We start from the raw sequence: 14,440 nt of genomic DNA, 5'->3' as shown, positions 1-14,440 counted from the left end.
GGATAAAAATGAGTACCTTGCTTTCCTGATGAAAGTTTTTTGAAAGGAGTTAATAATTTACCTTCACCAGCTTTAATATCATCAAAAGTTACATTTAGTAAATTATTATCTTGGACCTGTTTAGTTACTCTTCTAATAAGCTGTAAGAAAGTTCGTTGCTCCCAAAAGAAAATCAGCAGAAAAATTCAAAAAGTGATAATTTAAAAGTAAGATGTTTTGTGCAAGTAAGGAGTAAGCTATGGAAGAAGAAAAAGTATTAGAAGACAATCTTATTCAGCAATTAATTCATGGAGAATCTCAATGGACGCTGCGAGAAGATTTAAAAAATGAAGATGATCTATGGGATAATTTCTTCAAAATTTTGTCTCAAAATAATAAAAATGTTCTAAAAGATGTGCCGTTGACTGAAAATGAAAAGGCAATGATTAAGTCGAAAGTCGTGCATCCCACATTCTACCGTAGTGCTGAATGGCTAGCAGGTGCCAATAGGATGGTAAAATTACCAATTCCAAGAGATAAGAGTGAATTAGGAATTGCTGACTTAACAATTTTAGATAATACCAATATTACTGGTGGTAGTTCTGTCTATGAAGTAGTTCACCAAATTCAGTTCAAAAGAAGAGAGGATATTGACCGTAATCGTCGCACAGATGTAACTCTTTTAATCAATGGTTTGCCAATGATTCATATTGAATTGAAGAATCGTAATCATGGTATTAATGATGCCTTCAACCAAATTCAAAAATATATCGATGAACAAATATTTAATGGGATTTTCTCAACTATTCAAATGTTCGTTGTAACCAATGGCACTGAGTCCAAATATATTGCCGCTGGTCAGCAATTACGTAAGAAGTTTATGACTAATTGGGTCGATAAGAATAATAAGCCAGTTCATGATTATTTGGCTTTTGCTAAGGATGTATTATCTATTCCAGCAGCCCACCATATGATTGCAGACTATGTTGTTTTAGATAATGACCAAAAGAATATTATTTTGCTTCGTCCTTACCAAATTCATGCCATTCAAGCCATTGAACAAGCTTCAATAGGCGATAATCCCCAATCTGGTTTTATTTGGCATACAACTGGTTCTGGAAAGACTTTGACTTCTTACAAAGTTGCTCATAATTTGTTATCTATTCCATCGGTTCAAAAGACGATTTTCTTAATTGACCGTAATGATTTAGACACTCAGACAAGTTCTGCGTTTAAGACTTATGCTCAAACGGACACGATTGAAGTAAGCGATACTGACAATAGTTTTGATCTAGCTAGAAAGTTGGCTAGTCCTAACAAGCAGGTGATTGTTGCTACACGTCAGAAAATGCAGGCTCTTTTTAAGCATATTAAGAAAGACGAAAAAGAAAAGAAAATCTATCAAAAAATTAGAAACATGCGGATGACTTTCATTGTTGATGAGTGTCACCGTGCCGTGAGTCCTGATCAAAAGAACGAAATTGATGCATTTTTTGCTAAAAAACCATTATGGTATGGATTTACAGGTACGCCAATTTTTGAAGAGAATGCTCGACAAGAGAAAGGCTCTAACGCTAGAACCACCGAGCAACAGTATGGTCATTGCTTGCATCGTTACACTATTAAAGATGCAATTAGAGATAATTCTGTCTTAGGTTTTCAAGTAGAAGAACGTGGTAGTGATGATAATGAAACTGATGATGAAGATGATACAAAAAAATTAAATCAAATCTATTTATCAGAAAGTCATATGCGTCAAGTTGTAAAAAATTTCTTTAAGACAGCATACAGAAAGCTTGGGATTTATAATAAACAAAATCGTGGCTATACTTATTCTGCCTTGTTTACTACTAGTTCAATTAAGCAAGCACAAAGATACTATAAATTATTTAGAAAAGTAATTAATGGTGAAGATGAAGAACTTAAGATTCCTGAAAGAATTAAGAAGTTTTTGCCAGATTTTCCTAGGATGGCAATTACATATTCAGTAGGCGAAAATGGTGATGAAGATGAGGCTAATCAAAATGAGATGAAGCAGTCACTTGAAGATTACAATCACTTATTTGGCACTCATTATAGTATGGATTTGCTTAAAGCTTATAACACTAACGTAACTGAAAGATTGGCTCGTAAAAAGAAACAGTATCAAGCTCGTGATCAACAATTGGACTTCGTTATTGTTGTAGATAGATTGCTTACAGGATTTGACTCACCAAGCTTGTCAACGCTTTATATTGATCGTCGCCCAATGCCTTATAAAGATTTGATTCAAGCATTTTCGAGAACGAATCGTATTTTTGATAAAGATAAAAAATATGGCCAGATTATTACTTTCCAATATCCTAAGAAGTACAAGGAAGATATTAATAATGCTCTGACTCTATACTCAGAAGGCGGAAACAATGAAATTGTAAGACCTGAGTGGAAAGTTTCTAAGAATAAATTTGAAAAAGCAGAACACCAGATTATTAAATATAAGAATAATTCTGGAATCTCAATTCTTGATGCATCTGATGAAGATCAAAAGCAATTCTTAAAAGAATATCAACATTTTGACAAGGCCTATGGGGCACTTCAAACTTATAGTGAGTTCGATCAGATTGATCCAAGTAAAGATTATGGCTTAGATGATAATTTCTTAGAAGACTTACGTGGAAAATATGAAATTATTCGTGAAAAGTTCAAATCTGGTGATGACGGAGAAGATGTGTCGGATATCGATTTTGATTATGAATTAGAAGTAGTTGATAAGCAGACAGTTGATTACAGTTACATCGTAAAACTTATTCAATCTTATATTCCGAGTGATGATGAAGAAGATAGTCATAAGACTGAGGCTGAAGTTAAAGAAATTGACGAATATATCAAGAATCTGGCTATCACTAATCCAACCGTAGCTCATATTATGATGGAATTATGGAATAAGATTAAAGCTGATCCTAAGAAGTTTAGAAACAAGCAAGTAAATGAAATCTTGCAAAGTATGATTGATGACGCAAAGAATAATTTTTTAAAGAAATTTGCTGAAGAATATAAAGTTCAGCTTGATGCTCTTAAATATGTGATGAGACATTATAATTTGGAGAAAAATGAATTCGATCAGTTAGGGATGCGGGATTTGTTAGCAAAGGAAAGTTTCTTAGAGTATAAAAAAGAACATGCTATTATTCCTCTAAAGTGGAAAAAGATGGTTCGAGAAGCTGTAAGAGAACTTTATCGAAAACAAATCAGTCCGTTGATTCATTTATCTTAAAAAAACAAAAAATCTCGACGCCTAAATGGAATCGAGATTTTATTTTGCTTAAGATTAAAAACTTATTCAAAAATCTTATCAATATCAAGTACAAACTACATAAGCATTTGGAGTATCAGTACCTTCAACAACGCTCTTAGCATAGTCGTCATTTTCGTGAATATGTGGAGTAGCAATAATCTTCATTGCCTTATGAGTTGGCACGTCAGCAACCACGATTGTAGCCTTAGAGCCGTTCTTTAAGTTGTTGTAAAAGATATTGTAAGTGCCTGTTGAAGAATTATTGTTGGTCCTTTGTTAATTTGTTTGAATCCAATTGTTTCATGCTTTCTTATCTACTTTGATTTGTTTTTCAAGAAAAATTATCACGCAAATTAGTAGTATTTTAATTATTATAAAAAAAGTAAAAAAATCTGATATTTTTACTTTTTTTCATTTTATTTTTATGATAACTCGTGTAATATGTGTGTATGTAGTTTTTAAGCAATTTTCTTGCAAAAATAAGTATTGGAGGGATTAGATGAGTTTTTGGCAAAGATTAACTCATAAACAGGATCCAAAAGTATATGCAGATAAGGATAAAAAATTGGTTCCTTCATTGACAACGATTGACTTATTAGCCTTAGGAATTGGTATCGTTGTTGGAACTGGTATTTTTACCTTGCCAGGAATTGTAGCAGCTAATCATGCCGGTCCTGCAGTAACGATTTCATTTATTTTAGGTGCGATTGGGGCAGGAATGGCAGCTTTGGCATATGCCGAGACTTCGTCTGTTTTACCATTTGCAGGGTCAGCCTTCTCGTGGATTAATGTCTTATTTGGAGAATTTTTAGGTTGGGTCTGTGGTTGGGCCTTATTAGCAGAGTACTTTATTGCTGTTTCTTTTGTGGCTTCTGGTTGGTCAGCTTATATGCAAGGATTTTTAAAACAATTCAATATTGTTCTCCCAGAATTTTTAGCTAAAGGAACTGATTTTCAAGGACATGGTGGTGTTGACATTTTAACTGTCTTTATCATTATGCTTACCGGTTTTTTGCTTTCTCGTGGTCTAAAAAAAGTTAGCCGAGTAGAGAACGCTTTAGTTATTTTGAAGGTTATTGTAATTATTTTATTTATTGCAGTAGGTTTAACCGCAATTCATCCTAATAACTATGCCCCATTTATTCCACCCCATAAATCAGGAACTAATTTTGGTGGCTGGCAAGGTATTTTAGCCGGTACTTCACAGCTTTTCTTGGTCTATATTGGATTTGATGCCATTGCAGCCAATACTGCTGAAGCTAAGAATCCTGAAAAGACAATGCCACGTGGAATTATTGGTACTCTAGTAATTGGAACTGCTTTGTTTGTGACTGTTTCCTTAGTATTAGTAGGGATGTTTAATTACAAAATTTATGCTGGAAATGCTGAACCTGCAGCTTTTGCTTTAAGAAAAGCTGGGCATGCTTTTACAGCTAACTTACTTTCAATTGTGGCAATTTTTGGGATGTTAACTGGTATGATTGGGATGCAGATGGCTTCGTCACGTTTAATCTATGCTTTTGGTCGGGATGGCTTTTTACCTAAGTCATTAGGTCATCTGGATAAAAATAAAACACCACAAAGATCACTTTGGATTGTCACCTTTACGGCTGCGATTGTAGGTGGTGTATTACCATTTACTTTCTTATCTAATCTAGTTTCAGCTGGAACTTTAATTGCCTTTATCATGGTATCGCTTGGTATCTATCGTTTAAGAAAACGTGAAGGTGTAGATTTACCTCAACCAACTTTTAAAATGCCACTTTATCCTGTCTTACCAGCATTATCTGCCATTGTTTCTGCGATTATTTTTTGGCAATTAAGTGTTGATGCTAAATTATTAATGGTAGGTTGGTTGATTTTAGGAATAATTGTTTACTTTATTTACGGTTACCGGCATGTCCACCAGGATAAACCTGATGAAGTAAGTGAGAATATCGAAGATCAAATATAAGATGTTGTTCTAATAAACGTTATTAACAAAAAACTGTTAAAATATAATACGAGAGAAAACCGTATTAATTTTGACAGTTTTTTTATTTAGGGAGGATTTATGGCTGATAAAAAATTACTTTTAATCGACGGAAATTCTGTAGCTTTCCGTGCTTTTTATGCTTTATATCGCCAGCTCGATAACTTTACCAGTCCCGATGGTTTACATACAAATGCTATTTATGCATTTAAAAATATGTTGGATGTAGTTTTGCGTGATACTGATCCATCTAATGTCTTAGTAGCTTTTGATGCAGGAAAAGTCACTTTTAGAAATAAAATGTATGACGAATATAAGGGCGGTCGGGCAAAGACTCCGAGTGAACTTTCTGAACAATTACCAGTTATTAAGGAATTGTTAGAGGATATGGGTATCAAAAGTTATGAATTAGCTAATTATGAAGCTGATGATATTATTGGTACTATGGCTAAAATGGGTGCAGAAAAGGACTTCAAAGTTACGGTTGTGACAGGAGATCGTGACTTAACACAACTTGCTTCTGATCATACTACAGTTATGGTAACCAAGAAGGGTGTGGGTGAACTGGAAGCTTTTACCCCGGAGCATATGAAGGAAGTTAATGGGGTTACACCAACTGAATTCATTGATATGAAAGCTCTGATGGGGGACAGTTCAGATAACTACCCTGGAGTAGAGAAGATTGGTCCCAAAACTGCTGCTAAGCTTATTCAAAAATATGGTAGTGTAGAAAACTTATATGACCATATTGATGAAATGAAAAAGTCTAAAATGAAGGAGAATTTAATTAAGGATAAGGATAAGGCACTCTTAGGTAAGAAGTTAGCTACCATTAATTGTGATTCTCCAGTTGACCTAAATTTAGAAGATACTAGTCGCCAGCCTGTTAATTATGAAAAATTACGTCAACTTTATGAACGTTTGAATTTTAGAAAGTTTTTAGCCCAACTTGATCAAAGCGAAGCAGGTAGCGGTGAATCTTCTAGTCCCGCAGAAAGTTATGAATACGAAGTATTGACTCAAAGTAATTTAGGCAAAATAGCTAATCTGAAAGATCAATCTGTAAGCTTTTATTTAGCAATGTTGGGTGAAAATTATCACTTGGCTCCCTTTAATGGCTTTGCTTTAAAAGTTGGCGATAAAAACTATGTTTCTAAAGATACTAGTTTACTTGAAGAAGATATTCTAAAAGATATTTTAGAAAATAAAAATATAAAGAAGAATGTTTTTGATATCAAAAGGACTTATGTTGGCTTACATCGCTTGGGAATTAAAGCAGAAGGTTTAGATTATGATATGTTGTTGGCCTCATATTTGGTCAATAATGAAAATAATTCTAATGACTTAGGTGAAATAGCTCACCTTTATGATGAATATAGTGTGAAGACTGACTTAGAAGTTTACGGCAAAGGTAAAAAAGCAGCTATTCCAGAAGATGAGGTATTTTTCAAACACTTAGCTGCAAAAGTCTCTATTATTGATAAATTAAAGCAACCACTCTTAGACAAGCTAAAAGAACATGAGCAAGATGATTTATACGAGACTATCGAAATTCCCGTTGCTTTTGTCTTAGCTAAAATGGAAATCGTTGGTATCAAGGTGGAAGCCTCTGTTTTAGTTCAAATGGGAAATGAATTAGCTATTAAGATTGCTGAATTAGAAAAGAAAATTTATGCCCAAGCTGGTGAAGAGTTTAATTTAAATTCGCCTAAGCAACTCGGTCATATTCTTTTTGAAAAACTTAACTTACCACCAATTAAAAAGACAAAAACAGGTTATTCAACTTCTGTTGAAGTTTTAGAGCAATTAAAACAAAAGAGTCCAATTGTTTCGGCAATCTTAGATTACCGCCAATTGAGTAAATTACAATCGACCTATATTAAGGGGCTACTAGACTGCATTCAGCCTGATAGTAGGATTCATACCCGTTACTTACAGACCTTAACTGCAACTGGACGTCTTTCTTCAGTAGATCCTAATTTACAAAATATTCCTACTCGGACAGATGAAGGTAAACAAATTAGAAGGGCGTTTGTACCAAGCACTAAAGATGGATATATTTTTTCTTGTGACTATTCGCAGGTGGAATTACGTGTGTTAGCCCATGTTTCGGGGGATGCAGCAATGCAGGAAGCCTTTAAGTCTGGTTATGATATCCATGCTCATACAGCTATGAAAATCTTTGGCCTGACTTCTACAGATGAAGTAACACCATTAATGCGGCGACATGCTAAGGCAGTTAACTTCGGAATTGTCTATGGTATTTCTGATTATGGCTTGTCCAAAAATATTGGTATTTCAAGAAAACAGGCTAAGCAATTCATTGATAATTATTTTGAACAGTATCCTCAAGTTCATGAATACATGGATAAGGCGGTTCAAGTTGCGCGAGAAAAAGGTTATGCTGAAACAATTATGCATCGTCGCAGATACTTACCTGATATTCATGCCAAGAACTTTAATGTACGAAGTTTTGCGGAAAGAACAGCTATTAATTCACCGATTCAAGGATCAGCTGCCGATATTATCAAAATCGCTATGATTAACATGCAAAATAAACTTGATGAATTACACTTAAAGACTAAGATGGTCTTACAGGTACATGATGAATTAATATTTGATGTACCAAAAGATGAATTAGAGACTATTAAAGAAATCGTTCCACAAGTAATGCAATCAGCGGTTCAACTTGATGTGCCTTTGATTGCTGACTCTAATTGGGGTCATAATTGGTATGATGCTAAATAAAAGAAGGTGATTTCTTATGCCGGAAATGCCAGAAGTTGAGACGGTTAGAAGAACTTTAGATCCCTTAATGAAGGGAAAAACAATTCAAGAGATGACGGTCTGGTATCCTAAAATTATTGTTGGTAATAGTGAGTCTGTTGCTCAAAAATTAGTGGGTAAAAAAGTCCTTGGTGTTGATCGTTATGGGAAGTACTTATTAATTCGCTTGAGTGATAATTTAACTTTGGTCTCCCACTTAAGGATGGAAGGTAAGTATAGAATTACTAGTCCTGATGCTCCCAAGGAAAAACATGAACACATTCAGTTTATTTTTACTGATGGTAGTGCAATTCGTTATGATGATGTAAGAAAATTCGGACGGATGCACTTAGTGGAGACTGGAACTGAAAGACAAACAACAGGGATTAGCAAATTAGGTCCTGAGCCGAATACAGATGAATTTAATATTGAGTACTTCTCTAAAAAACTTTCTAAAAAGAAGAAAAATATCAAAAATACTTTGCTGGATCAAACGATTGTATGTGGTTTAGGAAATATCTATGTTGACGAGGTATTGTGGCAAAGTAAGATTCATCCCTTAAGTAGCGCCCAAAAAATTCCTACTGAAGTTGTGGGAAAATTACATGATAATATCAATACTACGATTGCTGAAGCAACTGCAGAAAAGGGAACTACGGTTCATAGTTTTTTAAATGCAGCCGGCGAAACTGGTGGTTATCAAAATAAATTAAAAGTTTATGGTCATGTAGGTGAAAAATGTGAGCGTTGTGGGACAATTTTAGAAAAAATCAAAGTTAGTGGAAGAGGGACAACATTTTGTCCTCATTGTCAGGTGCTATATAAATGACATATTTTTTAGGATTAACCGGGGGAATTGCAACCGGTAAAAGTACTGCAGATCATTTTTTTCTTAAAAAAAATATTCCTATCATTGACACTGATCAGATTGCTCATGCCCTGATGGCCAAGAATCAGGCAAGTTATCAAGCCATTATTAGGCATTTTGGTAAGGGTATTTTAGCTGAAGATGGTGAAATTGATCGTAAGAAGCTTAGTGCAATTGTTTTTAACGATAAAAATCAATTAAATCGCTTAAATGAATTGACGCATCCACTTATTTTAAATAATATGAAAGAAAAAATGATCCAATATCAAGCTCAGGATATACCCTTTGTAATTTTAGATATTCCCTTGCTTTTTGAAGGAAATTTAACTAGTTACTGTACTGCCACTTTATTGATTACTGCGCCCTTTCAGCTAGAATTGAGCCGCTTAATGGCAAGAAATAATCTAAACGAAGTTGATGCTAGAAAACGTATTGCCAGTCAGATGCCACTTGCTAAAAAAGAAAAGCTAGCTGATTATGTGATTGAGAATAGTGGAACAATTAATGATTTAGAAAATAAATTATCTAGTTTATTAGAAGAAATAGGCAGGTAAGAGATATGGAATGTCCAAATTGTCATCAAAATTCTTCACGTGTAATTGATTCTCGTCCTAGTGATGAAAATCGTGCGATTAGAAGAAGAAGAGAATGTGAAAATTGTGGTTTTCGTTTTACTACCTTTGAAAGAGTGGAAAAAGCACCCTTATTAGTAGTTAAAAATGATGGGACTCGTGAACCCTTTAACCGAGAAAAAATTTTACATGGAGTGGTAATGTCTGCTCAAAAACGTCCGGTCTCTAGTGAACAATTAAATACGCTAGTTGATCATGTTGATAATGCTATTCGAAAACAGGGCGTTAGTGAAATTTCATCTAAGGATATTGGTGAATATGTAATGAAGGAACTAGCAGATATTGACGATGTAGCTTATATCCGTTTTGCAAGTATCTATCGTCAATTTAAGGATGTTTCTGGATTTATGGAGGCCATGGAAGATATGATGGCCAAACATGATAAGGAGAAGTAGCTAAATGTTTGCAAGTACAGACCCCAAGGAGCCTTTTTATGTTGCAAATAAAGTAGAAATTGATAATGAAAAAGAAAGAGTTTTGACCCGTCTTTATCAGCCTTTAGTTGGAATATTAGGTGTCGGTCTGTATATAACGTTAATCAGTGAATTTGATAGTGTTCCTATTGCAGGTGATTATAAAACTCTCTATCAATTACAAGATCAGACTAACAGTAGTTTAAAAGACCTCTTTAATAGTCTTCATCGCTTAGAAGCAACTGGCTTAGTAAAGACTTTTATTGGTGAAAATCCTATTTTAGGAGAAGTAATTATTTTTAAGCTCCAGTCTATTCCAACAGCTCAAGAATTTTTTAGAACATTTTTACTTTCAAGTCTTCTATTAGAAAAAGTAGGTTCTACAGCCTATCAACGATTAGTTAATGATTTTACTCCCCGTTCTTTTAAAGGTTTAGAGAATGCTCAAGAAGTGACGAGTAGCTTTTTTGATGTGTTTCATTTAAATAAAGAAAAGGCAATCGACCCTGAGCAAGAAGTAAAAGTAGCTGCCCAAAAAGTTGGTGATAAACCCAAGCGTCTGCTCAAGGTAGGAAATAATTTAATCAAGGTTGATTGGCAATTTTTGATTGATAGTTTTGAAACTTATCATATTGATAGGAACGAAATTAATCTCCATAAAAGTGAGATTAGTCAAATCATTAATTTTTATAAATTAACGGAAATGGATTTTATTAATGTAACTTTGCCTACATTATCTGCCGCTGATAATAAGCTTGATATGCGGGCAATCCAACTCTCAGCTAATGATAAGTTTGGTAGTCGAACGAATAGTAAGATTATTAGCGAACAAATTAAAAAGGCTAACGAAGAGAAAATAAAAAATAATATCGAAGCACCTGTTTTATCTGAAGAAGAAAAAGCCCTTGAAAGAGATATGAAAACTATTAAACCGGTAGACTTTTTGCAGGATTTGAAGTCAGCTAAGAGGCAAATTGCTACTTCTTCTGAACGAGTAGTTGCTTTTAAAGTGGAAAATAATTACGGGATTAGTAGAGAATTAGCTAATGCGGTGATTTATGGATGCCTACAGTCGAACTTTTCTTTATATCTTCGAAGTGCAGAAACCATCATCAATGATTGGACAGCTCATGAAATAACGACGGCTGCCGAAGCAATTGTTTATATGAAAGAACGTGCACAAGCAAAACAAGAGCGTAAACAGACTCAGACTACTAATAATTCCAAGCGTTATTATTCTAAGGCTTCAAAATCTACCCAACGAATCGATTGGAATAATTATCATCCTGAATCTGAAGATGATACCCCGGATTTATCACAAGATGAAATTAATAAAATCTTTCGTAAATATGGGAAAGATAGTGAATAAGGTGGTGAAGTAATGGAATCAATTGGAGACATATTAAAAAATATCATTGATGGAAAACATTTGAATCAAGATCAAACACAAATTAGGGAAACTGCTTTACAAAATCAAGATGTTCAAAAATTTCTTTCAGAAAATAAAATAGACCAAGCAACTCTTGAACGTTCGATGGATAATCTAGTTTTTTACGTTCAGCAATTAAATTCTGCAAGTAATCAACGGGTTATGGCGGGTTATCGTCCAAAATTGTTTTTAAATGGTAATGTGATTGATATAACTTATGCACCTACTGAGCAAAAGCAAAAAGAGGATGAAAATTCTGCGGCAGCAAAAAGAATAGAATTAATTGATTTACCCGAAAAGTTGCGTCATGTAGAATTAGAAGAAGTAGACCAAAATCCTGATAGGATGAAGGCTATTTCTGAAATAGCTAGGTTCTTAATAGAATTTGATAATAATAAGCATGCACGTGGCCTTTATTTAGAAGGAGATTTTGGAGTAGGAAAGACCTACTTATTGGCTGCTTTAGCTAATTCAGTGGCGAGAAAAGGTGTCAAGGTAATCTTTTTACATGTACCATCTTTTATTGCCAGTTTAAGTAGTCATTTTGGCGATAATAGCCTAAATGATGAAATAGAGCGGATTGCTAATGCACCTGTTGTAATTTTTGATGATATTGGAGCAGAAACACTTAGTGAGTGGTCTCGTGATGATGTATTAGGTGTAATTTTGCAAAAACGGATGGATAATGAATTACCTACATTTTTCAGCTCTAATTTAAATTTAACTATGCTAAATGAGCATTTTGCTCAAGTAAAAAATAGTAATAATAGTTTAAAGGCTGAGCGTTTAATGGAAAGAATTAATTTTGTAAGTAAAGAAGTTCGTGTTCTTGGTAAAAATCGACGTTATCGTTAAAAAATTGATTTTTTCCCTTGCATCTAATTGCGTAGCTAGTATAATGAGAAAAGATGAGAGACATGACTGTTTTCACCACAGAGACAAGAGCCGAGTTCTGGAAGCTCTTGATAGAAGGCAGCCCCAACTTTCTTCAGCCCAATTTTATTATATTTTGGTTAGGTACCATTAACGACCTTAGAGGAACTAGTAGGATTACTAGTTCGAATTTTGGGTGGAACCACGTAATTAACGTCCCAGCACTTTTTATTAGTGCTGGGATTTTTTATTTGGAGGTAAATATATATGAGTTTTGCTGTAACTTTGCCAGATGGCTCAAAGAAAGAATTTGACAAACCAGTATCAGTTAAGGATTTAGCTTCATCAATTGCAACTTCTCTTGGAAAAGCAGCTGTTGGTGCCAAAATTAATGGTGTAATGAAGCCATTAGAATACGTAGTTGATGGTGACGTAGAAGCTGCAATTATTACTGATAAAGACGAAGAAGGCTTAGATATTTTACGTGCTACTACTGCATTCTTATTTGAAGCGGTTGTCAAGCGTGAATACGGCGATGTTCGTTTAGGTGAACATGTTGCTGATGAAGGTGGTTTCTTTGTTGATACTGATAAAGAAAACCAAATCAAGGTTACTGAATTACCAAAGCTTGAAAAGGCAATGCAAAAAGCTATCAAGAATGGTGAAAAGATTGAATACACTACTATGAAGAAGAGTGAACTTGAAGAAATCTTTAAAGATGATCCATTCAAGCTAGACTTACTCAAAAAAGAAGCTGACGAAGTTGCAGTTTACAAGTTAGGTGACTTTGTAGACTTTGGTTTTGAAGCATTATTACCAAACACTGGAAAAATTAAGCAATTTAAGTTATTGTCAGTTGCCGGTGCTTATTGGATGGGTAAGTCTTCTAATCCAATGCTTCAAAGAATCTTTGGTACTGCATTCTTTAAGAAGGCCGATTTGGATGCTGATATCAAACGCCGTGAAGAGATTAAAGAAAGAGACCACAGAACTATTGGTAGAGACTTAGACTTATTCTTTGTTGATCCTAAGGTTGGTGCAGGTCTTCCTTACTGGATGCCAAATGGTGCAACTATTCGTCGTGTAATTGAACGTTATATCATCGATAAAGAAGTTGGAGATGGCTATAAACACGTTTATACACCAGTTTTGATGAATTTGGATGCTTATAAGACATCTGGTCACTGGGCACACTATCGTGAAGATATGTTCCCACCAATGGATATGGGTGATGGCGAAATGCTTGAATTACGTCCAATGAACTGCCCAAGTCACATTCAAATCTACAAGCACCACATTCGTTCATACCGTGATTTACCACTTCGTATTGCGGAATTAGGTATGATGCATAGATATGAAAAGTCTGGTGCTTTATCAGGTCTTCAACGTGTACGTGAAATGACTTTAAATGATGGTCATACTTTTGTTGAATTAGATCAAGTTCAAGAAGAATTTGCTAAAGTTTTGAAGTTAATTATGGATGTTTACAAGGACTTTGATATCACTGATTACTACTTCAGACTTTCTTACCGTGATCCTAAGAATACTGATAAGTACTACGCAAATGATGAAATGTGGGAAAGAAGTCAAACTATGCTTAAGGCAGCTATGGATGACCTTGGCCTTGACTATGTTGAAGCAGAAGGTGAAGCCGCATTCTACGGTCCTAAGCTTGATATTCAAACTAAGACTGCTTTGGGTAATGATGAAACTATGTCAACTATCCAATTAGACTTCATGCTTCCAGAAAGATTTGGCTTAACTTACGTAGGTAAAGATGGTGAAGAACACCGTCCAGTTATGATTCACCGTGGTATTGTTGGTACGATGGAAAGATTCATTGCTTACCTTATTGAAATTTACAAGGGTGCATTCCCAACTTGGCTTGCCCCAGTTCAAGCAAGAATTATTCCTGTTAACCTTGATGCTCATAACGACTATGCTAAGAAGGTAGAAGAAGAACTTACTAAGCGTGGATTTAGAGCAGAAGTAGATACTCGTAATGAAAAATTAGGTTACAAGATCCGTGAATCTCAAACCCAAAAGTTACCTTATACTTTAGTTTTAGGGGATGAAGAAATGAACGCGGGTAACGTAAATGTTCGTCCTTATGGTACTGAAGAACAAAATACAATGAGTTTAGACGAATTCCTCAAGATGATTGATGAAGATGTTAAGTCATACTCACGTGAAAATTAATAATTTATAAAAAAATAAATCATGTTCTGATTTTT

The 14,440-nt window shown here is 34.5% G+C and carries 9 protein-coding genes and 1 pseudogene; 9 read left to right on the top strand and 1 reads right to left on the bottom strand.

The window, feature by feature from the left end; translation table 11 throughout:
• Positions 1-238 precede the first annotated feature (238 nt).
• The gene (locus HDR40_RS00485) at positions 239-3,232 is read left to right on the top strand and encodes an HsdR family type I site-specific deoxyribonuclease (RefSeq protein ID WP_290625221.1); all 2,994 of its coding nucleotides are present in this window, start codon (positions 239-241) and stop codon (positions 3,230-3,232) included.
• Positions 3,233-3,294: 62 nt separating this feature from the next.
• Here HDR40_RS00485 and HDR40_RS09870 read toward each other — a convergent pair.
• Positions 3,295-3,557, bottom strand: a pseudogene (locus HDR40_RS09870) (pyridoxamine 5'-phosphate oxidase family protein).
• 195 nt (positions 3,558-3,752) lie between these two features.
• Between HDR40_RS09870 and HDR40_RS00475 the strand changes: the two are divergent.
• The 8 genes from HDR40_RS00475 to thrS all read left to right on the top strand — a co-directional run bounded on the left by HDR40_RS00475 (position 3,753) and on the right by thrS (position 14,405).
• Positions 3,753-5,207, top strand: coding sequence for an amino acid permease (locus HDR40_RS00475; RefSeq protein ID WP_290625217.1), 1,455 nt, complete (start codon positions 3,753-3,755; stop codon positions 5,205-5,207).
• A 99-nt stretch (positions 5,208-5,306) separates the two neighbouring features.
• Positions 5,307-7,973 (top strand): DNA polymerase I, encoded by a 2,667-nt coding sequence (gene polA / locus HDR40_RS00470; RefSeq protein ID WP_290625215.1) that lies wholly within the window; start codon positions 5,307-5,309, stop codon positions 7,971-7,973.
• Between the two features lie 16 nt (positions 7,974-7,989).
• Positions 7,990-8,820: a DNA-formamidopyrimidine glycosylase gene (gene mutM, locus HDR40_RS00465; RefSeq protein ID WP_290625213.1), complete on the top strand. Its 831-nt coding sequence runs from the start codon at positions 7,990-7,992 to the stop codon at positions 8,818-8,820.
• The gene (gene coaE / locus HDR40_RS00460) at positions 8,817-9,413 is read left to right on the top strand and encodes a dephospho-CoA kinase (protein ID WP_290625211.1); all 597 of its coding nucleotides are present in this window, start codon (positions 8,817-8,819) and stop codon (positions 9,411-9,413) included. Before mutM ends, coaE begins: the two co-directional genes overlap by 4 nt.
• Positions 9,414-9,418: 5 nt before the next feature.
• A complete protein-coding gene (gene nrdR, locus HDR40_RS00455; RefSeq protein WP_290625209.1) occupies positions 9,419-9,886 on the top strand; it encodes a transcriptional regulator NrdR in 468 nt (155 codons plus the stop codon).
• A 4-nt stretch (positions 9,887-9,890) separates the two neighbouring features.
• Entirely contained in the window at positions 9,891-11,273 is a 1,383-nt protein-coding gene (locus HDR40_RS00450; protein ID WP_290625207.1) for a DnaD domain protein, read from the top strand.
• A 12-nt stretch (positions 11,274-11,285) separates the two neighbouring features.
• Positions 11,286-12,188: a primosomal protein DnaI gene (gene dnaI, locus HDR40_RS00445; RefSeq protein ID WP_290625205.1), complete on the top strand. Its 903-nt coding sequence runs from the start codon at positions 11,286-11,288 to the stop codon at positions 12,186-12,188.
• 285 nt (positions 12,189-12,473) lie between these two features.
• The gene (gene thrS / locus HDR40_RS00440) at positions 12,474-14,405 is read left to right on the top strand and encodes a threonine--tRNA ligase (RefSeq protein ID WP_290625203.1); all 1,932 of its coding nucleotides are present in this window, start codon (positions 12,474-12,476) and stop codon (positions 14,403-14,405) included.
• The last annotated feature ends 35 nt before the right edge of the window (positions 14,406-14,440 follow it).

The organism is Lactobacillus sp. (genome assembly GCF_014803895.1).
Note: the sequence above shows the minus strand (reverse complement) of the source record. Positions and strands in the feature narration are given on the sequence as shown.

Excerpts from the sequence above, each read along its gene's own strand:
- HDR40_RS00450 (WP_290625207.1), top strand. The coding sequence starts at position 9,891 with ATGTTTGCAAGTACAGACCCCAAGGAGCCTTTTTATGTTGCAAATAAA.
- HDR40_RS00475 (WP_290625217.1), top strand. The coding sequence starts at position 3,753 with ATGAGTTTTTGGCAAAGATTAACTCATAAACAGGATCCAAAAGTATAT.
- dnaI (WP_290625205.1), top strand. The coding sequence starts at position 11,286 with ATGGAATCAATTGGAGACATATTAAAAAATATCATTGATGGAAAACAT.
- nrdR (WP_290625209.1), top strand. The coding sequence starts at position 9,419 with ATGGAATGTCCAAATTGTCATCAAAATTCTTCACGTGTAATTGATTCT.
- thrS (WP_290625203.1), top strand. The coding sequence starts at position 12,474 with ATGAGTTTTGCTGTAACTTTGCCAGATGGCTCAAAGAAAGAATTTGAC.
- coaE (WP_290625211.1), top strand. The coding sequence starts at position 8,817 with ATGACATATTTTTTAGGATTAACCGGGGGAATTGCAACCGGTAAAAGT.
- polA (WP_290625215.1), top strand. The coding sequence starts at position 5,307 with ATGGCTGATAAAAAATTACTTTTAATCGACGGAAATTCTGTAGCTTTC.
- mutM (WP_290625213.1), top strand. The coding sequence starts at position 7,990 with ATGCCGGAAATGCCAGAAGTTGAGACGGTTAGAAGAACTTTAGATCCC.
- HDR40_RS00485 (WP_290625221.1), top strand. The coding sequence starts at position 239 with ATGGAAGAAGAAAAAGTATTAGAAGACAATCTTATTCAGCAATTAATT.